Raw genomic sequence first — 21,311 nt, 5'->3', positions numbered from 1 at the left:
GCATGTCCGCATCCGATACCCCAGGCAAGCGCATCGTCTTTACCGGCGGCACCGGCAAGGCCGGCCGGCACGCTATTCCCTACCTGCTGGAGCGCGGCCACGAGGTGCTCAACCTCGATCTGGTGCCATTCGCCCACCCCGGTGTCAGGACGTTGATCACCGACCTCACCGACAGCGGGCAGGCCTTCAACGCGCTGTCGATGCATTTCGACAGCAGCGGGCTCACCACGGGCAAGGGGCCTGCGCCGGTGGATGCTATCGTGCATTTTGCCGCCATCCCCGCCTTGTTGCTGCGCCCCGACAACGTCACCTTCCAGGCCAATGTCGCTTCGACCTACAATGTCATCGAGGCGGCGACAAAGCTCGGCATCCGCAAGATCATTATCGCCTCGAGCGAAACCACCTATGGCATCTGCTTCGCGGAAGGGGACAAGGACTTCCACCAGTTTCCCCTGGAGGAGGATTACGATGTCGACCCGATGGACAGCTACGGCCTGTCCAAGGTGGTGAACGAGAAAACGGCGCGCGCCTTCGCCATGCGCTTCGATACAGACATCTATGCGCTTCGCATCGGCAATGTAATCGAGCCGCATGAATACGACCGGTTCCCGAGTTTCGTCGCCGATCCACCGTCGCGCAAACGAAATGCCTGGAGCTACATCGACGCGCGCGACCTGGGTCAGATCGTCGATCTTTGCGTCCGTAGGGACGGTCTCGGCTTTCAGGTATTCAATGCCGTCAACGACACGATCACCGCCAATGAGCCGACCGAGGCCTTCTTGAGGCGTTGGTGCCCTGATGTGCCGCTCACCCGCCCGATGGGCGAATTCGAAGCGCCGCTGTCCAACCGCAAGGCGCGCGAGGTACTCGGATTCCGCGAGGAGCATAACTGGCGGAAATATGTCTGACGAAGGCGCTGGCGCGGTGTGGGAGTACCGGCCGTTCGTTCCGCTCGTCCTGGGGGCAAAACGACACCCGAGAACTCAAAGCACAGCCGTCGCGACGAAGAAATGGAGTAGGATCGTCAGCGCACGCTGATGATCTCTGCGATCGGACCAGAGTCCGAGGCAGCATCGATCATCGCCCCGGCCGCTTCAGAGCGCTTTTCCAAGACGGAGCGAACTCTGGATCTGCACGTGGGTCATCGACAAAGGAGACCGTTATGAATGTTGGTTTCATTGGACTCGGGCGCATGGGTGCTGGAATGGCAGCCAATCTTTTGAAGGCCGGGCATGACGTTACCGTCTACAACAGGACGCCCGGCAAGGACGAAGAGCTCGTCCAGATGGGCGCCCGGTCTGCCGCCGAGGTTGCGGAAGCCTGCGATGGCGAGATCGTCGTGACGATGCTGGCAGACGACCATGCGGTCAAAAGCGTGGTGTATGGCGACCAACGCATACTTGCGAGCCTGGCCAAAGGCGCGATCCATGTCTCCTCCAGTACAATTAGTGTTGCCTTGGCGGAGCGGCTCGCAGCCGATCACGCCGCAGCCGGCCAACGCTTCGTCGCTGCTCCCGTGTTCGGTCGGCCTGAGGCTGCGGCGGACGGAAAGCTCTTTGTCGTTGCCGCCGGCGAGTCGGAGGCGGTCACAACCGCGACTCCGTTCTTCGACGCCGTTGGGCAGAAGACTTTCGTTGTATCCGAGACGCCCAAGGCCGCCAATCTCGTGAAACTCAGCGGCAATTTCCTGATCGCTTCGGTCATCGAATCACTCGGCGAGGCGCTTGCACTTGTCGGTAAAGGCGGCGTCGATCGACATCAGTATCTCGATATGCTCACCTCGACGTTGTTTGGCGCTCCTGTCTATAAGACCTATGGCGGGCTGATCGTCGATCGAAAATTCGAGCCGGCAGGCTTCGCTGCACCACTCGGCCAGAAGGACATCCGGCTGGTGCTCGCGGCGGCCGAAGAGCTGCGCGTACCGCTTCCCATCGCCAGCCTTCTGCGTGACCGCTTCCTGAGCCTGCTCGCCCATGGCGGCGACAATCTCGACTGGTCGGCGCTTGGTTCGCTTGCAGCAAGAGATGCTGGGGAGGCAGCAAAGTAGGGACCCGCGATTCCGCGCCAGCAAAGGCAGACCAGGAGGTGGCCCCCTGTCCAAGGATCGACCTGACTGCGCATTTCATTCAAAAAGGATCGCAGACCGGGAGCGCTCTTGGGCGGCCACAGCTTTCTTGGATACTGCCCTGCGCGCCGCGGAACCGCTCGACGTGGCCAAATCGACGATCGCTGAGCACGCTCTTCCTTGTTCGGACCACTCCCGTTGGCTCAGCCGCACGAGATGCTCGCCGAACTGCGCGAGGACAATGCAACGCTGGTCGCGAGCATGCGCTCGATGCACGATCTCTGCGACGAATATGGCGATGTGGCCACCGCCAGCCTTATGGAAAACTGGATCGACGAGGGCGAGAAGCGCGTCTGGTTCCTATTCGAGACGCTGCGCGGCACTAACGGATAACGCATTGCCGCCGCGCGGCGACGGGGTCAGCTCGAATTAGCCAACGGTTTGAGGATGCTCGCCATGACTGCTTCGATCCGACCGGTCTATGGCAGGGAAAATGCAGACTTTCCCCCTTGCCACATGAGCGCCCAACCATCCCATTTGCACGTCGTTGCCGCCGATCACCGCACGGATCGCTCAGCGCTCTTTCGGCGCCAGAATTTCTGTATTAGGTGTGACGTGTGTCTTGGATGAGAAGGAGAATCGACGCGCAAAGGGCCCAAATGTTTTCTTTCGAACGCCATGAGCTTAGCCGAGATAATTGAACTCACCTGTGAATATTTTCGGGTAAGCCTTTGATATACATTAATGTGGTGGGCCCGGAGGGACGTCATCTTATCAACAAAATCAACCAGTTAGCGGGTGGTTCGCCACACCATATCCTTCGTATGTTCTCGTATGGCCTGGCGAACCAAAGAACCAAGAAGACAATTAGTTTCCATGCGAGCGTTGCCTCAGTTCTATCCACAAAAAAGGTCAATCAATGCATTTTTTGATCACAGCGCTATGAGCGCAGCCGCATTTGGGCCGATAGTGGACCGTCTGCTGCAGAGAAAAATAGGGCAGAAGCAGACTCCCACGCGAAATCGACGGACTGTCCGCAGAACCCAAATTTGAGGGCATCCTACGCTGAGCGTGTGCGCTAACCCAGAATTCCAAACAAGTCTCCAAGATACGGGGCACTGTCTGATTTATTCAACGCATGGGTTATGTATGTTGTTCATTGTCCCGTAAATTGAAATCTTGTAATCTCCCAGAAAGCTCGTCAGCATCTCCTGGCGAAAGTCCCGTCAACGGCGGAACCAAGCGCAGCCAATTTGTGTCCTTCTGGATGATCGACAATGCTGCTTTGACCGACGCTACCAGCGGAAACCGGGTAATCGCCTTTCGCATCTCAGTTGCTAGCTTCAAGGCTGTGCTCTTTTCGTCGGCATTGTCACTTCTCCAAGCTCGACCAGCAGCCGGCCCTGTGACATTTGCGGTCGCGGATATACAACCTGCGAATCCCATTTCGGTCGCTGTCGCTAAAGACCCTTCGGCACTCGGAAACACCAAAAACCCTGGCAGGCTTTTGGCAACAGCGGCTGCATAGTCGAGATCGCCGGAGCTGTCCTTCAATCCAAGTATCTGTTCCGGATAAGCGCTTCTCAATCCGACCACGCTCTGAAGATCGTAAGGCACTGCCGACATCGCCGGAAAATTGTAGAGATACAGCCGCAAGCCATCGCAGCCGATGGTCTCAATTAACGCGCGGAAATAGGCCAGCAAGCCTTCCTGGCCGATGCTTTTGTAGTAGAACGGCGGAATGACGAGTGCGCCGGCAAAATCGAGATCCCGTGCGGCAGAAGTCAGCATGCAGGTGTCGCCGAGGGCTGCAGCCCCAGTGCCGACCATGAACCGGTCAAGCGGCAAACCCGCTTTAGCAACTGCTTCCATCGCGCCGAGTCGCTGCGCAACGGAAAACGAGGAGGCCTCCCCGGTCGTGCCCAGCAGATTGATGCCGTCGCAGCCTCCCGGCCCGAGAAGCCATCGGCAGTGTTCGATAAGATGATCGTTGTCGATCTGCCAAGTCGAAGTGACCGGCGTGGCTGCGGCGGCTATGACACCGTGCAAATTCATGTGCTTGTCTTTCTGTGTTAAGGCTGCGTGTACGACGTCTTGACCGTCGTATAGAATTCCGCCGCGTAGCTGCCTTGTTCGCGAGGTCCATAGGAGGACGCTTTTCGTCCGCCGAACGGAACATGGTAGTCGACACCCGCCGTGGGCAAATTCACCATCACCATGCCGGCTTCGGAATTTCTCTTGAAATGAGAAGCGTGGTTCAGGCTGGTCGTGCAAATTCCTGCCGAGAGGCCGAAAATTGTATCGTTGGCAACCGCCAGCGCTTCTTCGTAGTCCTTGACACGAATGACGCTCGCGACCGGTCCGAATATCTCTTCACGGTTTATGCGCATGCTGTTGTTCGTCTCGGTGAAGAGGGCTGGCTGGAGGTAAAAACCTGGTGTTTCGCGGATGAGGTGTTGGCCACCCCATGCCAGCTTAGCGCCCTCGCCACAGCCGATCTCGATGTAAGACATGTCCTGATCGAGCTGCGACTGGTCAACGACCGGACCAATATGAGTTCCGGCCTTGAGTCCGTCATCGACAGTGACCGTCTTCAAACGATCGATTACAGCGGAGACGAACCTGTCGTGGATCGCCTCAGTTAAAATCAGCCGTGATGACGCCGTGCAGCGTTGGCCCGTGGAAAAGTAAGCCCCGTTGATGGCGCAGTCGACAGCGGTAGAAAGGTCGGCATCGTCAAGCACGACGAGCGGATTTTTACCCCCCATCTCAAGCTGGAATTTGCGCATCTGTGCGACACAAGCGGCCGCGATCCGCTTGCCAGTTCTAACAGATCCAGTGAAAGTAACGGCGTCGACCCTCGGGTCCTGAAGAATGACGTCACCAATTTCAGATCCTCGCCCCATAACAAGGTTGAACACGCCTTCCGGAACTCCAGCGCGCACGATGATGTCGGATAACGCCCAGGCCGAGCCTGGAACGAGTTCGGCTGGCTTGAACACAACGCAATTTCCGTAGGCTAGCGCGGGAGCAATCTTCCAGGCGGGTATTGCAATGGGGAAATTCCAAGGGGTTATCACTGCAACGACGCCCACTGGCTCGCGGGTGATCTCCACATCAATTCCAGGACGGGTTGATGGTATTTTCTCTCCCGCCAACCGCAGCACCTGACCCGAAAAGAAATCAAAGATTTGGGCGGCGCGAAGAACCTCGCCGGTCGCCTCAGGCAGCGTCTTGCCCTCCTCCCGCGCGAGGAGCCTGCCGAGTTCATCCTTCCGCGCCAGGATTTCGTCGGCCACCGTCTTCAGGATATCGTGGCGTCGCTGGATACCGGACTTCGACCAAGCCGGAAAGGCAGCGTGAGCAGCGGCAATGGCTGTCGATGCCTGCTCACGCGAGGCCCGCGTATAGACTCCGATAATGTCCTTCGTGTTTGATGGGTTCGTATTCTCGGCGGACTCGCTGCTGTCTGACCAAGAGCCGGCAACGAAATTCTTATGCAACGTCATGCCTGGTTGGTTTCCTTTTTTTGGACGTCCACCACATTCGGGTGGTCCATATCGGAACGAAAATGTGCCGTGGCGCCTCCGGGCTCGCCCCAGCCGGTAACGGCATCCCCAAAGAACTCGGCGTTGATCTCGCGAAACGCTTGTTCGTGCTGGGGCAGATCGTCCTCCGAGAAGATCGCGTCCACCGGACAGATCGACAGGCAGAGCCCGCAGGAGATGCATTCATCCGGATGGATGTACATCATACGCCCGCCTTCGTAGATGCACTCGACAGGGCACACGTCCTGGCAGGCGCCGTCTTTGACGTCGATGCAATTGGCAGCAATTACGTAGACCATTGTGGTTCCGTCAGCGCCCAGTCCAAACCGGCGCGCGCTTTTCTTGGAATGCCTTCACCCCTTCGTCCTGATCCTGTGAATGCAGCGCGTCGACCAGTTCGGGAAGACGCAGCATCTGTGCATCCTTGGGCCGCAGGGTAACGGCACTTCGTGCCAGAGCTTTGGTTGCCTTCAATGCCAGGGGCGCACATGCCAGTATGTCTGAAACCCAATTGTCGACGGCCGCATCAAGGTCGTCCGCGGCCACCACTTCGTTGACCAGGCCAATGCGAAAGGCGTCTTGCGCGCCAATCTTCTTACCGCTCAGCAGCAAGCCCATTGCGTGCACGTGTGCGACACGACGCGTCAGCAGCGCGATACCGCCGGTCATGGCGATGCGTCCCACGCGCGGCTCTGGACAGCCGAATGTCGCCGCCTCGGATGCAATCACGATGTCGCAGCCCAGGACCATCTCCATGCCACCGCCGAGAGCATGACCATTCACCCTCGCGATCACAGGCACGTTGAGCGTGTCGCGAAGCGCGATGCCGCCGAAACCGCCGGGCCTTGGCGCTGCCCAATATTCGAGCCCGCTCATGGTCGAGCCGCTTTTCATGTCGGCTCCGGTCGAGAAGGCCCGGGAGCCTGCACCGGTCAGCACGACAACGCGCACATCGTTGTCTTTCTCAATCGCTTCCCAAATGCTGACAAGCTCCGCCTCAGCCTGAGCATCGATGGCGTTCATCCGATCTTGCCGGTCAATCGTCACACGCGCGACGTGATCGCGCACATTGAAGTGGATGCTCATGCTGCTTTCCTGTTCTGGTCGTAGGCCAAGACGCCTTCGGCAATCAGCGACGCTATCTTTTCGTCGGAATATCCCGCCTCCTCCAGAATGGCGCGCCCGTCGGCGCCGAGGCCCGGCGGCGAATGTCTGATCCTGAAGCCGTCGTCGCTCATGGATAAGGGCGTTCCCAGAAGTGCGCCTTGAGTATCCTCGACGATGCTGTTGTTGGCGGCTGTCTGGTCGTGATCCAACGCCTCCTTGAGAGACAGGACGGGTGCGCACAACAAGTCCTGCTCTTCGAGCTGGGCCAGCCAATAACTGGTGGTGCCGGTCGCAAACCGTGCACGCAGGCGTGCCTGCAGATCGGCCTTGTTGAGAACCATCGCGGAGAATGTAGAGAAACGTTCATCCAGAGACAGATCCGGAAGCTTCAAGGCTCTGCAGATGTCGCGCAACGGATGCTGCTTGAAAGCGCCGACCAGGACCAAGGCTCCATCGAGGGTCTCGAACGTCCCGGTTAGTGGGAATGCCGCCCAGTTCAGCTCCTGCTTGCGCTGCAGCAGCATTGCTGCTTCCTGCATCTGCATCGCCAGCATGGATTCAAACAGCGATACTGAGACCGATTGTCCGCGACCTGTCTTATCCCTTTGCAGGAGGGCCAGCAGGATGGCTTGCACCAGATGCATGCCGGCTGAATAGTCGGCGAGCGCAGTGGGGTATATTGATAGAGGTGATTTGACCTCGGCTCGACGAGACATGGCGCCGGAGAGTGCTTGCGCCAAAGTGTCCTGACCGCCTTTGTGTGACAGCGGACCGATTTGGCCAAAACCGGAACCGAATGCCGAGATAATTCTCGGATTGATCTCGACCAGCTTTTCGTGGCCGAAACCCATGCGTTCCATCACGCCGGCCCGAAAATTGTTCACCACGATATCGGCGCTTCTGACTAGGTCGTAGATCACCTTTTTCGCCGGTTCTTTGCGCAAGTCGAGCGCGATGGACCGCTTGTTTCGATTGAGACTTTTGAACACCGGATTGTTCAAACCTTCCGGATCGTCCGCAATGGCGGTTCGGGAAAGATCACCAAATCCTGGGCGCTCGATCTTGATGATATCGGCGCCGTAATCGCCGAGGACCTGTGTGCAGCACGGACCCAGCATGACTTGTGTGAAATCGATGACCTTGATGCCAGCCAGGGGTTGTTCGCTTGCCGTCTCCATCACTGATTTACTCCGCTGCTGCCATTTCGGGGGATGCATTTGCTGACGGGCGGTCGCCGGGATCGGCGCCTTGCTGGCGCAGTTTGCGCTGCAGCTCCGCTACGTCGATCCGATTGAGGGCCAACCCTTGCTCGAGCGCCATCGCTGCGGCCACCCCGGCAGCTTCTCCCATCGCCATGCAGGGAGGAATTTCCCGCGTGATCCTCTGCGCCGCGGCAGTGGACGAATAATGCCGTCCGGCCACAAGCATGTTGGCGATGCCCTTCGGGAGCAGCGACCGGTAGGGATAGTAGTAATCCCGGCCGCGAGCGACGCTGTCGCCGAAATGTCGTCGCGACGTCACGTCTTCCTTGGTGACGACGTATTCTCCCTCCAGCAGCCGCGACTGACGAACGCCAACCTGTGGAGCAACATCGACAATGAACGCTTTGGCGAATCCGGGCATCTTGGCTTTCACGAAAGCCAGCAGCTCAGCAATCTTCTCACGGCCTTTGAAATCGGCCCGTGTCAGATCTTCAACAGACAGGCCGTCAAACCCGGCCATATGCGGGCAGTTGCACCAGACAATGCCCGGCAAAGGTGTTTTCAGCCACCAGCGCTCCCACGAGCCACCCATGATCCGCTTCGCGTCGCGATCGAGCAGCGGGAACGCTGCGGGCTCCTCATACTCAAATCGCTCGGCCTCCTCTGTGTCGACACCGCCAAGGCGAAACACGGTGGTGACGACGAAGGAGCCCTTGCTGTGCGCCGAACCGGCTGATGCCGCGACGTCGAGATCCCCCGTCGCATCCACGACGATCTTGCCGAGTACAGCCTGCCGCCCCGCCTTGGTCTCGCAGATCACGCCCTTGACTTCACCGTCCGCAACAATCGTGCTGGAAAACCACGAATGAAGCCTCAGCGAGACCCCTGCCTCCGTAATGATATCGTTGCTCGCTCGCTTGAACCCGTCCGGATCAAAGGCAGACGCGTAGCAAATGGGCTGGGGCTTCTCGTGGGAATGGAAGTCATACACACCCCATCGAGCCCAACGCTGAAAAATCTTTTTGTCTGACACCCAATCCTGGGCCGGAGGCGTCACGCAAAGACCAAGCTTTGTCATGCGGTCAATGAGTTCCGCGCAGATTCCCCGGACGGAAATTTCCGTGCCGTTCGACATGTCGTCGAGCACCAGGACCATACCGCCTGACGCCAGTCCGCCAAGATACGGGTATCTTTCAAGTAGCGTCACCGACAACCCATTGCGGGCTGCCGACACGGCGGCCGCTATCCCGGCTGGCCCTCCGCCGACAACCACCATGTCGCTCGACCCGACGACGGGAACCTGCCCACCTGGCTCTGAAATATAGTCAAGATTTGCCATGGATGGCACTCCCGTTCAGTTCGTGAAAACGTTGCGCTGGATCAAGCCGTCTCGTCGACATTCCAAGAAAGTGTGCGCTGCTCGATCCACGAGATTGTCGCGAAAAATGTTCCCGACAGAGCGGCGCCCACCACTATCGTGGCGTACAGGAGAGGCGAATTGTAGTTGTAGGTGGCTTGGATGATCAGCGCGCCAATCCCCCGGTCGGCGCCGATCCACTCCCCCACGATGGCACCGATGACGGAGGTAGAGGCTGCGATCTTCAAGGCCGAAAACAGATAGGGCAGCGAGTTCTTGAACCGCAGCTTTTGAAAGACCTCACGTGGCGAGGCAGACAGTATCCTCATCAGCTCCAGCTGCTGTGGGTTCACGTTCTTCAGCCCGCGCGTCATATTCACCAGCGTCGGGAAAAAGCAGATCATGGCGGCTATGGCGACCTTTGCTTCCATCCCGTTGCCAAGGAGAAGAACCAGGATTGGGGCATAGGCCATGACCGGTATGGTGTGGACCATTACGGCTATCGGAAAGAATGCTTCCTCGGCGGTCCGCTGGTAGACGAACGCGGTCGATAGCAAAACCGCCGCGATGTTGCCGATCGCAAACCCACAAAATGCCTCGACGGCAGTTGGCCACAGGTTGGCCATCAAAATTGAGAACTTCTCTACGAACACCACGGCAACCGCGCTCGGCGCCGGTGCGATGAAAGACTTTATGTCAAAGAAGCGGACGCCAGCTTCCCAAATGATGAGGAGCGCGATTCCGGCCGCTAGCGGCAGCAGACGCTTCCTCCAGGCCAGATACCGTCTGGCCGCGTTGAAGCGCGCCTGAGCTTCCGTATCATTGGCGAAGCCCTTGTTTACCGCCAGCGCATGAACAGGCATCGCACTCATCAACATGTCTCCAGAATGGCGCGAAGGCGTCCGGCAAGTTTGGTGAATTCGGTCGTTTCGCGCAGTGCTATTCGACGCGGGCTGGGCAGGGAAACCGGCACAATTTCTTTGATGCGGCCTGGATTTGCAGCCAACAGCAGCACCCTTTCAGCCAGAAAGGCGGCTTCGTAGATCGAATGGGTCACAAACAGGATTGTTGTGCCGGTGCTCGCCCAGACGTCCAACAATTCCTCGTTGAGCCGGTCTCGGGTGATCTCATCCAGCGCGCCGAAAGGCTCGTCCATGAGCAACAGCCTCGGGTCATTGACCAAGGCTCGCGCTATTGCCACACGCTGTCGCATGCCACCCGAGAGCTCGTGAGGGTAGGCATTTTCCCATCCTGAAAGTCCGACCAGAGCGAGCAGTTCGGCCGGAGAGCGCCGGCCCGGACGGCTGATGCCACCCACCTCAAGCGGTAGCGCTACGTTTTGCAGCGCCGTGCGCCATGGCAACAGTGCGGCATCCTGGAAGACAAATCCGATGTCTCGTCTCGCCCGTGCCAGGGAGGGAGATCCTCCAAGCACGGTCGCGTTGCCCGATGTCGGCGCAATGAGATCGGCGATGACCCTTAGCAACGTGGATTTGCCACATCCGGAGGGGCCAAGCAGCGTCAGGAATCCTCCGATCGGCACCGAAAGATCGATGTTCTCGAGAGCGGTAACGGTCCCGCGATCTGTGGTGAAACGCACGGACACCTTGCGAAGATCGATGGCGCTAGCTTCGGTGTCGGAGTTGGATCTTGGGTTCTCGAATGCAGCAATCTGAATTGTCATTATCTCAACCGATTTTCGGGCGATCGTTCTTGGTGGCGTCGAGAATGGATGTTGTTTCGACACTGTCGAGCGACGGCTTTCCGGCCGGCAACTGCCCTAGCGTGTCGAACATATCGATCTGGCTTTGCCAGACTTTCGGATCGAAGCTGCCCCAGCCGTTGAACTTGGTTTTGTCGGTGAAGGCGAAACCCAGCATGATGGGAGCGGTCAGCATCTCGTCCTCTTTCACAAGGTTAGGATACTCCTTGATCAAAAGGTCGACGGCCTTTTCAGGGTTGTCGTGAGCGTATGCCCAGCCTTTGCCTGCAGCCCGGACAAACGATGCGAGCAATTCCTGCTTGGACTGCAAGGCATCGTGGGTTGCGTAATAGGGCAGCGCGTAGAGTTGGACGCCATTGTCCCACAGCCGCATCGTAATGAAATCTGGACCCAGAACGCGCAACGCCGTCGTGCTGGTCTCCCAACCGGCGATGGCATCGACCTGGCCGCTCGCCAGCGGCGTCAAATCCGAGCCGATGATGACCTTTTGAATTTGGTCTTCGGTGATGCTGTTTTTTGCCAGGACGGCGGCCAGCAGGTTCTGCCCCGACACCTCCACGCCAATTCTCTTGCCGATCATATCGGACGCTTTGCGGACTGGATTCTTCGGCAATGAGAAATAGGCGTAGGGGTGCTTCTGGGCCCCGATCGCGAAGGAGGTCACGGGGATGCCTTGGGAGGAGGCAAGTATGACTTGCGTGCTGGACGACACCTGACCGAATTCGTAGCGACCGCTAGCCACCACCGCCACGCCGTCGATGTTGGGGCCACCAGGCTGGATAGCAAGATCAATTCCGGCCTCTTCGAAATAGCCAAGTTGCTTTGCCACAACCTCGCCCAGTTGGTTGCCGCCGGCGAGCCAGCTAAGCTGCATGTTGATCGTCTGCACGCCTGATGCGGTGCGACCCCGGGTGGCAACTATCGTCGGCATGGCAAGAGCGCCCCCGACAACCAAGCCGGTCTTCAGCAGGGACCGTCGCGAAACACTACCTTTGAACATTGTCGTCTCCCATTCGATTGAGCTTTTAAGCTCCGTTGCACCCGGCCCTCTATGTCTTGTCGACTTCGTTTTGGAGGACGCCGACATAATGGACATGAGAAAGTGCTGTCGGGAAGCGCAGATTTTCGCTATGAGCGATGCCAGAAAGGCATCACTTAGGGCTGCGACATGCATTCGTCCATCTTGAAATATATCGATCAGGTTGCTCGACTGGGATCGATCCGCAAGGCAGCGGGCGTCTTGAATGTTGCCTCTTCAGCGGTCAATCGCCAGATCCTGAAGCTGGAAGCCGATATGGGTGTGACGATCTTTGAACGGCACGGGAACGGGGTTCGCCTGACGCCGGCAGGCGAAAGCGTTGTTCAGCATGCACGCGAAACATTGGCGAAATGGCAGGATATGCGGCGCCACGTCTCTTCGCTAACGGGCAACATCCACGGCGAGGTGAAAGTCATTTCGATACCGTCGGTGATGGTACGCATTCTTCCTCGTGCGATCGAAGCAACCGCTAAGGAAAATCCCTACATTTCATACCGTGTCATCGACGCCAGCCCGCGCCAGAACACCGAGGAAATGAGAGCCCAACGGCCTGATGTCGCCGTTCAGTTTATCGACGAACGCTACAAGAAATATGCTGTCGTAGCGCGAATAAGAATGCGCCTCGGTGCTATTGTGAACAAGAATCACCCCCTTGCCGAGCGCGATCAAGTCTCGCTTACTGAATGCGCCGACTTCCCTGTCGTGATGCTCAATGAACCGTGGATTCTCGACGCAACCGCCGAGGCGGAGTTCGTCCACAGTGGAGCCGAGTTCAATCCCGTGGTGACAACAAACTCACTGCAATTGACCAAGCACATTATCTCGACAGGGCTTGGTCTGGGGTTCTTCACTCCACTGGGATTCATCGACGAATTAAAGAGTGGCGAGCTAAGACATGTGCCTCTGGCCGAACAGGATCTTCGGGCCAGCGAAATTGGGCTCCTGGTGCACTCGGACCGACAGGGCAACGCTGCAGTGAAAGCAGTTTGTAATAACCTTAAAGCTCAGTTTGTTGAGCTTGAGAGAGACCTGACTGCCGCATTGAGATAACTGGTATGCTGCGCTGGATTGCATCGCGCATATTCCGCAGCCGTCGTTAGCGCAAACGACTATACGGGCCAATGGTGCTCTCAGCGGCTGGCCGGTAACTCGACGAAACGGTCCCGTCGCCTGCCTGGACCGACTTGGTGCTCATCGCTCCATCGTAACGCCTGCAGCCGCCGGCTGGTTGGCGTGATGGCAATGAGATATGGCCCGACCCCAGGCGACGATCAGCCAGAGATAGATTACGGGGCCGTCGTGACGACCGTCCGATTGAACGTCAACAAAGTCTGCTTTTGGCATCCGACTGTGCTGATTGCCGCGGCCGACATGAAGGCGCAAAGCTGCCATTCGGTAGAAGATGAATGCGGTCAGCGAGCGGCTATCAGCTTCTTGAATCAATTTGGGCGAACCGCTTCGTAACCCATTGACAAATAACGATTATGTTAGTCGCAGAGGGACGTCGTCTTTTCAACAAAAACAAACGGTTACCGGGTGGTTCGCCAAACCGTATCCTTCGTATGTTCTCGTATTCGGTGGCGAACCCAGTAATGAAGACTCCAGTTGAGGCTCTGCTCTGCTCGCCTCGTCACATCGTCGAAAGCAACGACGCAGAGGCGTAGGATTACAAAGCATGTTGGTTGCAGGGGGCGCAACCACCGATCCGCTGACGGTGGCCATCTGAATGGAGAATTCGTCTCGATGCAAAACAGCACAATAATCCTGGTGCACAAGGATCCCGCTCGATACCCCACGGGCACGAGCCGTCACGAACCACCGTGGAGTACTTGAAGGGCCTATCGGGAGGTATTTTCCCGGCGAGCGAGCAACCGCATTCAAACGACGCAATTTCGGGTTCCATCGAGACTTCGACGACCCGTCGTCGTCTTAGACTCTAGCGAATCCTTCAGACATCCAACCCTGGAGATCTCCCAGAAGTTGGGTCTTAACATCCTGGTTCGCAAAGGATGCACGGATTGAAGTCTCAGCCACAGCGCAACACGTCGCTTTATCCCATCCAAAAGTCGTGGCGCAGCGCTCAAATTCGTCAACCAACCCAATCTGCAGCAATGCCGGGTCGTCGGTATTGACCGACACCGGTACCCCAGCCTTCCGCAAAGTGTCGATGGGATGCTCCTCAAGACTTTTATATAGGCCGAGAACTATATTGGAGGTAGGGCAAATGCCTAGCGGTACTTGCCTGTCACGAAGCACCTTTATTAGATCACTATCCTCAACAGCGCGAACGCCATGGTCTATGCGATCTGCTTCCAGAAGGAAGATCGCATCTCGTATGCCTTCCGGCCCACTTGATTCTCCGGCATGCACGGTCTTTTTGAACCCGGCAAGTCCAGCGCGTCTAAATGCATCGGCAAAACGAGGACCGGTGCGCCCGGCGGTCATTTCATTGCCATCGATCGACAATGCAACTACCCGCGGGTGACGAAATTGCGTCAGCATATCAACCAGCTCGAGAGCTTCCTCGCCCGTTTGCTGGCGAAGAAGGCTTATGCAAAGGCCTACGGGTGGCATGCCTTCCTGCTCAGCGGCCCGAAATCCAGCGTCGAGTCCATCAATGAAACTCGCCAAATCATTCCGCCAAAGCTTCCAATGTGTCGGATTCACAATCAAATCAGCGTAGCCGATACCCGAATCCTTAAGGCGCTTGCTAAATGCATAGGCCGCCTTGGCAAGCTGATCCTTCGTGCGGCTTAGGCCGCAAATAAAATCCAGGAAGTCAAGAAACTCGGCAAGGCCAGAGAATTTAAGCAGATCGGTTTCGGGCCTTGGCAACTGGAGGCTGTTTTCCCGAGCCAGTTCGACGATGGTGGAAACGTCAAAACATCCCTCCAGATGCACGTGAGTTTCGGCCTTTGGAAGCGACTTAAAATCAAGATTCATGAATTTCTCCCAACAATCTGAGTTCGTCCCGGCGAGAAATTGTTCGGACAGCAACGGGGGGAGCCGTCCATTCCCGCGGATGCCAATGCGGAAAACTTCAATCAATCCATAGCTCTGAACTTTTGCCGCTGCGCACCCAGCCCATCGATGCCGAGTTCCACCACGTCGCCATCCCTCAGGAAACGCGGCGGTTTCATACCCATTCCGACACCGGGCGGCGTTCCTGTGGCAATGATATCACCGGGGTGCAGGGACATGAATTGGCTGAGGTAGGAAACCAGGAAAGCCACCCCATAAACCATCGTTCTTGTGGACCCGTCCTGCATCTTGCTTCCGTTCACTTCGAGCCACATCCGCAAGGCCTGAAAGTCAGAAACTTCATCCTTCGTTACCAACCAAGGTCCTACCGGCCCGAACGTGTCACAGCTCTTACCCTTGGTCCACTGACCCGACCGCTCGGTCTGATACGCTCGTTCCGACACATCATTCACCACGCAGAAGCCGGCCACATAGCCAAGGGCATCTTCTTCAGTGACGTATTTTGCCGTCTTGCCAATAATGACCCCAAGCTCGACCTCCCAATCGGTCTTCTGGGATCCCCGGGGAATGACGACATCGTCATACGGGCCCGCGATTGAGGACGTGGCCTTCATGAAGATGATTGGCTCTGGCGGTACGGTCGCTCCGGTTTCCGCGGCATGATCGGAATAGTTCAGGCCGATACAGATAAACTTGCCCACTCCAGCTACACATGGACCTATGCGTGGGTGGCCATTGACCTTCGGTAGTTTTCTCGGATTAAGCTTTGCCAACTCGGCGAGCGCCTTTGGATCGAGCGCCTCCCCGGAAAGATCGTTCACTTGGCCAGACAGGTCGCGAACCGTCCCATCATGGTCAACCAATCCGGGTTTTTCGGCGCCCGGATTGCCATATCGTACTAACTTCATACCCGCTTCTCCTGAGTGTTTTAGAGCGCCCAGCCGCCGTCAATCACATAGGCCTGCCCTGTTGTGTAACTTGCTCCAGCGAGGTGGACGACGAGGTCGGCTACTTCTTCCGGAGTGCCAAGCCGGCCCATTGGCTGCCTGGCGATAAAAGCAGCTCGCGCCTCTTCGTAATTGCCCTGCGCACGCATCCGTCCGTCCAACGAAGGACTTTCCACCGTCCCCGGGCAGATTGCATTGCACCGCACACCCCGACCGACATAATCCGCAGCCACAGACTTCGTGAGGCCGATCACGGCAGCCTTCGTGAGCGAATAGGCAAAACGATTTTGAACGCCCTTGATGCTCGAGGCGACAGAGGACATGTTGATGATGGAGCCTGCTCCGCGCCCTGCCATGCCAGGAAGTACTGCGCGTATGGTCCTCACCATCGAGTGGACGTTCAAATCAAGCGCAAACTGCAGTTCCTCGTCCGACATCTCAAGGATGGTTCCGGCATGTACGAAACCCGCACAATTGAACAAAATGTCGACCCGCCCGATGTCGGCTACCGTCGCCTTGATTGCTTGGTCGTCCCGAACATCCAATGCGCGCGTCCGTATGCCGGACACTCCCCCCAGATGGGAAAGACCCGGTTCGTTGATGTCGGTTGCAATCACAATCGCACCTGCGCGTGCCAAGGCGTGCGCACTCGCCTCTCCTATTCCCTGGGCAGCGGCCGTGATCAGAACGGTCTTTCCAACAAGACTTTGCATTCTTTCTTCCCCTGAACTGTGCGGACCCCGACGAGGCATGGACGTCAGCATTGGCCGATGCGGTCAATGATTGTGTCGGGGCGGCCGCCGAGAAATATCCCTGAACTCAATGCTCTCCTCGATGCAGGCCCCCTCCGACAATTGCCCGACGGTCTGCCTGTAAATTCGCTGCCATGGGGTAGCGTCCGCAGGCACGCCTGGGAAGCCGTCGCGCATGCGTGTTTCAATCTCGGCAGCATCGACCAGCGCGTCGCAAGTCCTTGCATTGAGATCGATCCGGATGAGATCGCCTGTGCGCAACCACGCAAGCCCTCCGCCGATGGCGCTTTCGGGAGACGCATTCAGGATTGAGGGACTGTCAGCCGTTCCCGATTGGCGCCCATCGCCAATCGTTGGAAGGCTCAATATTCCCCTGCGCAACAGTCGGTCCGGTGGCTGCATGTTCACCACTTCGGCGGATCCGGGCCAGCCGACCGGTCCACTTCCCCTGATCACCAGAATGCTGCCTGTGCCGATCTCGAGCGATGGGTCGTTTATGCGGTTGTGATAGTCTTCGGAGCCGTCAAATACGACGGCCTTTCCTTCAAATATCCCCTCGCGTCCGGGCTGGGACAAATACCGTCGACGAAAATCCTCGGAGATCACGCTCGTTTTCATGATGGCGAAATCGAAGAGGTTTCCACGCAAAACCAGGAAGCCGGCGCGCTCCTTCAATGGCGAAGCGTACGGGCGGATCACTTCACGGTCCTGCGACTCGCGTCCTTCCAGATTTTGAGCGATCGTAAGGCCCGTGACCGTCGGACACGATCCATCAAGAACTCCGGCTTTCAGGAGCTCCCACATGACGGCAGGAACGCCGCCAGCGCGATGGAAGCGTTCACCCAAGAACGCGCCTGCGGGCTGAACATTTGCGAGGAGCGGAATATCATACGTGGACCTGCCAGTCGTCGTGGAACAGATCGACGCCCGCGTGCCGAGCCATGGCAACCAGATGGGGTTGCGCATTTGTCGAGCCTCCAATCGCCGTGTTCACTTTGATGGCGTTCAGAAACGCTGCCCTGGTGAGGATGTCAGAGGGTTTCACATCATCGCGCACAAGCTCGACTGCCCGGCGGCCCGTCCAGTAAGCCATCTGCCCTCTCTCGCGATAGGCGGCAGGAATTGCTGCGCATCCTGTTAGCGACATGCCGAGAGCTTCGGCGATGGCATTCATCGTCGATGCCGTTCCCATCGTATTGCAATGTCCTACCGACGGCGCGGACTCGAGCGCCGCTTTCAGGAAGCCCTGCTTGTCAATCTCGCCCGCGGCAAGCCGCCGCCGTGATCGCCAGATAACCGTGCCGGAGCCTACCAGGTCGCCTTCGTGCCACCCATCGAGCATGGGACCGCCAGAGAGAACGATTGCCGGAATGTTCACGGTGGCAGCTGCCATCAGCGCGGACGGGGTTGTCTTGTCGCATCCAGTCGTCAGCACGACGCCGTCGATCGGATAACCATAGAGGATCTCGACAAGTCCCAGATAAGCCAGATTTCGGTCCAGGGCGGCGGTGGGGCGCTTGCAGTTTTCAAACAGCGGATGTGTCGGGAATTCAATCGGAATGCCACCCGCGTCACGAATTCCGTCTCGCACGCGCGCAACAAGTTCGACATGCACCCGGTTGCAGGGCGTCAGGTCGCTGCCGCTTTGCGCTATCCCGATAACAGGCCGGCCGGACCGCAACTCCTCCGGGGTCAGGCCGTAGTTCATGAAGCGCTCAAGATAGAGCGCGGTGAGATCGATATGCTCGGGATTGTCGAACCAATCCTGGGATCGAAGTCTTTTGTGGGCGCCTTGGTCAGTCGTCATTGCGGTAGAAGCCCACGCCGCGCCAGGTTCTGCATCAGCGCACCGACGCCGAACGTCCATGGTTCAATCGCGTCGCACCAATTCACAACATTGATTAGGCTTCCCAGGTTAGGGCTCGATATCCGTACTTCGTCGCCAACTTCGTGGGTGAAGCCCATCCCTATGCCCTTTCGATCCTGCACTGGAGCAAACATGGTTCCGAGGAAGAGGATCAAGCCGTCGGGATAGTGGTGGTTGACGTTAATCGTCTGCCGAACAAGGTCCGCGGGCTTTCGCGATATGGCGCTCATAGGGCTTTGCTCTTTCAGCGAAAAGCTGTCCCGGCCCGTAATCTCAAGCGACACGATCGCCCGCTCGACATCTTCCAGCCCGAAACTGGCGTCGAAAATCCGTATGAATGGTCCGACTGCACAGGCGGCATGATTATCCTTTGCCTTGCCGAGCAGCAAAGCGGAGCGGCCTTCGACATCTCTCAGGTTGACGTCGTTTCCCAAAGTGGCGCCGCGGATTGCGCCATGCGAATTCACCACGAGAACAATCTCCGGCTCCGGATTGTTCCAATGCGAGATCCGGTTGATCCCGACCTCAGCACCGCAGCCCACTGATGCCATGGGCTGGCCTTTGGTGAATATCTCGGCGTCCGGTCCGATAGCGACTTCCAAATACTGCGACCACATTCCACGTTCTTGCAGGACGTCCTTGACGTGCTCAGCCGCGGTCGAACCTGTTATAACGCCTCGCAGACTGTCGCCCAGAACCGGAGCTAGCTCAGATCTCAGTCCCTCTGCACGATGCGGATCGCCATTTGCGCGTTCTTCAATCACACGCTCCAGGGCGCTGCCTGCGAACGTCACGCCGGCGGCCTTCACAGCCTGGAGATCGCAAGGTGCAAGCAGCGCGCCTGAGGGCCCTCTGTTGCCACCGCTGCTGAGAAAGTCATCGACGTTGCCGAGCATAGGCAACCGCTCTGGATCGTCTAATGCTTCGTGGAGCGTCGGGATTTCGAGCAGCCCTGATACCGTAGGCGCGACACGCGACAAGTCACGCAACTTGTCCCCATCGACCAGGACCGGGCATGGCCCGCCCGCCTCGTTCGACCATACGCGCCCAATCAGGAGTCCGGCACTTCCCTGCGGAAGCAGGTCATTTGCGGTTACTCGCGTCATCACAACTGTCCTATTCAATAGTGCCGTTTGAAAAGCTCTCTAGGAGTTTCTGGCAATGAGGAGGCACAGGTCCTCGTCTTCGGCTTCAAACAGTTTCTGCATTTCGGAAAAAGGATTGCCGTCGAGTCCAAGAACCTTCGCAAACGCCGGTTCGGTCTTGAAACCTTGCAGTCGCTCGGCAAAAACGCGTTGCCGCAATGTCTCGCCGCCCAGCGCCAGAAGGCGTTGCTCGACGACGAAATGACGCCACGCCGCCTGATCGACAATGCACCGACGATCCCCAAAGATCTGGAATTTCCAACCATCGAAGAAGAAATCGCAGACGACGCATCGTTCGCCAGAAGACCACTGCCTCAAAGAGAAGTCGAGGTGGTAGCCAAACGAACCCCAGACGACGTCTGCAAACTGCTCATAGTTTAACGTATGACAGATGATATCGATGTCGCTGTTCGGCACGTCGATACCAAGTGGTGGGGTTCCAACGATACGCCAATCGAAATCTGCCAAATGTTCGACTACGCGGGCACCTATAACGGCGTCCACGTAGTTTGGTCGAAATCCGTCGGAAAGCGCCGGAACAACACTCATTCAATGATCGCCTACCGACGCAATAATGAACGCTCTAAACCTCTACGCGGCTCAGGAACATTTCCCGGAAACGGTCCCGGTCAACGTCGCGAAGGACTTTGGTCAAGGGCATATCAGGCCACTGTCCATCTCCCCCATTGGCCCCGTTCGTCCGGCGATCGGCAACGGTCATCCCACGGGTAATCGAGCCTTTGAGCTCGACTTGAACTTTCAACCTTTCCGACGCTGTCACGATAGTCGGGTCGGAGACAACGGCTACGGTGAGAGCGGAGTGCGCCGCACAAGCGTAGCGTCCAAGCTTTTTTGAATAGAAGTTCATATAGAACGGCATCATCGCCGCCAGGTAACGGCCCTGCGCGCTGCCAGCCTTCAGTCTTTCGAGATCGTTTTCATCGAGCAGGGTGTCGTCGGTCACGTCGAGGCCGACCATTTCGACCTCCCATCCGGATTGCTGCAGCACCATCTGTGCGCTTTCCGGATCATGCCACGCGTCCGCTTCTGCCACGGGAGTAACGTTGCCGGGCACATAGACCGCCCCTCCCATCCAAACGACTTTCTTGAGATAGGTTGGGAGGTCGGGATCGATTGCCAGCGCCAGGGCCAGATTGGTGAGCGGCCCGAGAGCGATGTAGCTGACCTCTCCAGGATTGGCGCGCGCAAGTTCAACCGTAAGCTCTGCAGCCGACGCCTTGATCGGCTTGACCTTCTTTGCCTTTTCGAAGCCAGCGTTACCAACGCCGTCGTCGCCATGGACGAACGGTGAGTAGTTTGGGGTGCCGACCAGCCCGCGACCAGCGCCTTTTGCAAGCGGAATGTCTGTCCGATCGAAAACCTCCATTAGATAAGCAGTGTTCTCTGTCGTAAGCTCAACGCTGACGTTTCCGAAGATCGACGTGAATGCCAGAACGTCCAGTTCCGGCGATCTGAGCGCGAGCGCGCACCCCATCGCGTCGTCCACGCCCGTGTCGGTGTCGACAATTACTTTCGTCTTCATCGTATTTCCCTTTTATGCATTCATGAGATTCCAC

18 protein-coding genes and 2 pseudogenes are annotated in these 21,311 nt (G+C 57.7%); 4 read left to right on the top strand and 16 right to left on the bottom strand.

Annotated elements, in window-relative coordinates; translation table 11 throughout:
• The first annotated feature begins 2 nt into the window (after positions 1-2).
• From FCU66_RS15475 to FCU66_RS15465, 3 genes and pseudogenes are all read left to right on the top strand, one after another.
• Positions 3-908, top strand: coding sequence for an NAD-dependent epimerase/dehydratase family protein (locus FCU66_RS15475; RefSeq protein WP_136616858.1), 906 nt, complete (start codon positions 3-5; stop codon positions 906-908).
• Positions 909-1,162: 254 nt separating this feature from the next.
• Positions 1,163-2,047: an NAD(P)-dependent oxidoreductase gene (locus FCU66_RS15470; RefSeq protein ID WP_136616859.1), complete on the top strand. Its 885-nt coding sequence runs from the start codon at positions 1,163-1,165 to the stop codon at positions 2,045-2,047.
• Between the two features lie 225 nt (positions 2,048-2,272).
• Positions 2,273-2,458: pseudogene (locus tag FCU66_RS15465) on the top strand (ferritin-like domain-containing protein); the annotation flags it as partial.
• A gap of 750 nt (positions 2,459-3,208) precedes the next feature.
• Here the strand turns inward: FCU66_RS15465 and FCU66_RS15460 are convergent.
• The 9 genes from FCU66_RS15460 to FCU66_RS15420 are packed head-to-tail and all read right to left on the bottom strand — an operon-like array spanning position 3,209 to position 12,002.
• Positions 3,209-4,120 (bottom strand): dihydrodipicolinate synthase family protein, encoded by a 912-nt coding sequence (locus FCU66_RS15460; protein ID WP_136616860.1) that lies wholly within the window; start codon positions 4,118-4,120, stop codon positions 3,209-3,211.
• Between the two features lie 17 nt (positions 4,121-4,137).
• On the bottom strand, positions 4,138-5,574 hold the full coding sequence (locus FCU66_RS15455; RefSeq protein WP_136616861.1) for an aldehyde dehydrogenase family protein: 1,437 nt from the start codon (positions 5,572-5,574) through the stop codon (positions 4,138-4,140).
• On the bottom strand, positions 5,571-5,912 hold the full coding sequence (gene fdxA / locus FCU66_RS15450; protein ID WP_136616862.1) for a ferredoxin: 342 nt from the start codon (positions 5,910-5,912) through the stop codon (positions 5,571-5,573). Before fdxA ends, FCU66_RS15455 begins: the two co-directional genes overlap by 4 nt.
• Before the next feature lie 10 nt (positions 5,913-5,922).
• A complete protein-coding gene (locus tag FCU66_RS15445; protein WP_136616863.1) occupies positions 5,923-6,699 on the bottom strand; it encodes an enoyl-CoA hydratase-related protein in 777 nt (258 codons plus the stop codon).
• A complete protein-coding gene (locus FCU66_RS15440) occupies positions 6,696-7,898 on the bottom strand; it encodes a CaiB/BaiF CoA transferase family protein (RefSeq protein ID WP_136616979.1) in 1,203 nt (400 codons plus the stop codon). The genes FCU66_RS15445 and FCU66_RS15440 overlap by 4 nt, the downstream gene beginning before the upstream one ends.
• Before the next feature lie 7 nt (positions 7,899-7,905).
• The gene (locus FCU66_RS15435) at positions 7,906-9,261 is read right to left on the bottom strand and encodes an FAD-dependent oxidoreductase (RefSeq protein ID WP_136616864.1); all 1,356 of its coding nucleotides are present in this window, start codon (positions 9,259-9,261) and stop codon (positions 7,906-7,908) included.
• Positions 9,262-9,302: 41 nt separating this feature from the next.
• The gene (locus FCU66_RS15430) at positions 9,303-10,151 is read right to left on the bottom strand and encodes an ABC transporter permease (protein ID WP_136616865.1); all 849 of its coding nucleotides are present in this window, start codon (positions 10,149-10,151) and stop codon (positions 9,303-9,305) included.
• Positions 10,151-10,963 (bottom strand): ABC transporter ATP-binding protein, encoded by an 813-nt coding sequence (locus tag FCU66_RS15425; RefSeq protein WP_136616866.1) that lies wholly within the window; start codon positions 10,961-10,963, stop codon positions 10,151-10,153. Before FCU66_RS15425 ends, FCU66_RS15430 begins: the two co-directional genes overlap by 1 nt.
• Positions 10,964-10,967: 4 nt before the next feature.
• Positions 10,968-12,002, bottom strand: coding sequence for an ABC transporter substrate-binding protein (locus FCU66_RS15420; protein ID WP_136616867.1), 1,035 nt, complete (start codon positions 12,000-12,002; stop codon positions 10,968-10,970).
• A 168-nt stretch (positions 12,003-12,170) separates the two neighbouring features.
• Between FCU66_RS15420 and FCU66_RS15415 the strand changes: the two genes are divergently transcribed.
• The gene (locus tag FCU66_RS15415; protein ID WP_136616868.1) at positions 12,171-13,091 is read left to right on the top strand and encodes a LysR family transcriptional regulator; all 921 of its coding nucleotides are present in this window, start codon (positions 12,171-12,173) and stop codon (positions 13,089-13,091) included.
• 879 nt (positions 13,092-13,970) lie between these two features.
• On the opposite strand, the gene add is transcribed toward FCU66_RS15415, so the two are convergent.
• The 7 genes and pseudogenes from add to FCU66_RS15380 form a co-directional block, all read right to left on the bottom strand.
• Positions 13,971-14,984 carry an adenosine deaminase gene (gene add, locus FCU66_RS15410; protein ID WP_136616869.1) on the bottom strand — a complete coding sequence of 338 codons (1,014 nt, stop codon included), beginning with the start codon at positions 14,982-14,984 and terminating at the stop codon, positions 13,971-13,973.
• Positions 14,985-15,085: 101 nt separating this feature from the next.
• On the bottom strand, positions 15,086-15,931 hold the full coding sequence (locus FCU66_RS15405) for a fumarylacetoacetate hydrolase family protein (RefSeq protein WP_136616870.1): 846 nt from the start codon (positions 15,929-15,931) through the stop codon (positions 15,086-15,088).
• 20 nt (positions 15,932-15,951) lie between these two features.
• Positions 15,952-16,683 (bottom strand): SDR family oxidoreductase, encoded by a 732-nt coding sequence (locus FCU66_RS15400; RefSeq protein WP_136616871.1) that lies wholly within the window; start codon positions 16,681-16,683, stop codon positions 15,952-15,954.
• A 63-nt stretch (positions 16,684-16,746) separates the two neighbouring features.
• A pseudogene (locus FCU66_RS15395) lies at positions 16,747-18,529 on the bottom strand (IlvD/Edd family dehydratase).
• Complete coding sequence (locus FCU66_RS15390) at positions 18,526-19,695, bottom strand: fumarylacetoacetate hydrolase family protein (RefSeq protein ID WP_136616872.1); 1,170 nt, start codon at positions 19,693-19,695, stop codon at positions 18,526-18,528. The pseudogene FCU66_RS15395 and the gene FCU66_RS15390 overlap by 4 nt, the downstream one beginning before the upstream one ends.
• 39 nt (positions 19,696-19,734) lie before the next feature.
• Positions 19,735-20,283, bottom strand: coding sequence for a DUF4269 domain-containing protein (locus FCU66_RS15385; RefSeq protein ID WP_136616873.1), 549 nt, complete (start codon positions 20,281-20,283; stop codon positions 19,735-19,737).
• Positions 20,284-20,317: 34 nt separating this feature from the next.
• Positions 20,318-21,277, bottom strand: coding sequence for a nucleoside hydrolase (locus FCU66_RS15380; RefSeq protein ID WP_136616874.1), 960 nt, complete (start codon positions 21,275-21,277; stop codon positions 20,318-20,320).
• Positions 21,278-21,311 lie beyond the last annotated feature (34 nt).

Source organism: Mesorhizobium norvegicum (assembly GCF_004919685.1).
In the GTDB taxonomy this organism is placed as follows: Bacteria; Pseudomonadota; Alphaproteobacteria; order Rhizobiales; family Rhizobiaceae; genus Mesorhizobium; species Mesorhizobium norvegicum.
This window is presented reverse-complemented; position numbering and strand designations above follow the sequence as displayed.

Bases quoted from the DNA above. Each gene is read 5' to 3' on its own strand.
- FCU66_RS15425 (WP_136616866.1), bottom strand. From the start codon at position 10,963: ATGACAATTCAGATTGCTGCATTCGAGAACCCAAGATCCAACTCCGAC.
- add (WP_136616869.1), bottom strand. From the start codon at position 14,984: ATGAATCTTGATTTTAAGTCGCTTCCAAAGGCCGAAACTCACGTGCAT.
- FCU66_RS15385 (WP_136616873.1), bottom strand. From the start codon at position 20,283: ATGAGTGTTGTTCCGGCGCTTTCCGACGGATTTCGACCAAACTACGTG.
- FCU66_RS15445 (WP_136616863.1), bottom strand. From the start codon at position 6,699: ATGAGCATCCACTTCAATGTGCGCGATCACGTCGCGCGTGTGACGATT.
- FCU66_RS15380 (WP_136616874.1), bottom strand. From the start codon at position 21,277: ATGAAGACGAAAGTAATTGTCGACACCGACACGGGCGTGGACGACGCG.
- FCU66_RS15405 (WP_136616870.1), bottom strand. From the start codon at position 15,931: ATGAAGTTAGTACGATATGGCAATCCGGGCGCCGAAAAACCCGGATTG.
- FCU66_RS15415 (WP_136616868.1), top strand. From the start codon at position 12,171: ATGCATTCGTCCATCTTGAAATATATCGATCAGGTTGCTCGACTGGGA.
- FCU66_RS15400 (WP_136616871.1), bottom strand. From the start codon at position 16,683: ATGCAAAGTCTTGTTGGAAAGACCGTTCTGATCACGGCCGCTGCCCAG.
- FCU66_RS15455 (WP_136616861.1), bottom strand. From the start codon at position 5,574: ATGACGTTGCATAAGAATTTCGTTGCCGGCTCTTGGTCAGACAGCAGC.
- FCU66_RS15475 (WP_136616858.1), top strand. From the start codon at position 3: ATGTCCGCATCCGATACCCCAGGCAAGCGCATCGTCTTTACCGGCGGC.
- FCU66_RS15460 (WP_136616860.1), bottom strand. From the start codon at position 4,120: ATGAATTTGCACGGTGTCATAGCCGCCGCAGCCACGCCGGTCACTTCG.
- FCU66_RS15430 (WP_136616865.1), bottom strand. From the start codon at position 10,151: ATGAGTGCGATGCCTGTTCATGCGCTGGCGGTAAACAAGGGCTTCGCC.
- FCU66_RS15470 (WP_136616859.1), top strand. From the start codon at position 1,163: ATGAATGTTGGTTTCATTGGACTCGGGCGCATGGGTGCTGGAATGGCA.
- FCU66_RS15390 (WP_136616872.1), bottom strand. From the start codon at position 19,695: ATGACGCGAGTAACCGCAAATGACCTGCTTCCGCAGGGAAGTGCCGGA.
- FCU66_RS15420 (WP_136616867.1), bottom strand. From the start codon at position 12,002: ATGTTCAAAGGTAGTGTTTCGCGACGGTCCCTGCTGAAGACCGGCTTG.
- FCU66_RS15440 (WP_136616979.1), bottom strand. From the start codon at position 7,898: ATGGAGACGGCAAGCGAACAACCCCTGGCTGGCATCAAGGTCATCGAT.
- FCU66_RS15435 (WP_136616864.1), bottom strand. From the start codon at position 9,261: ATGGCAAATCTTGACTATATTTCAGAGCCAGGTGGGCAGGTTCCCGTC.
- fdxA (WP_136616862.1), bottom strand. From the start codon at position 5,912: ATGGTCTACGTAATTGCTGCCAATTGCATCGACGTCAAAGACGGCGCC.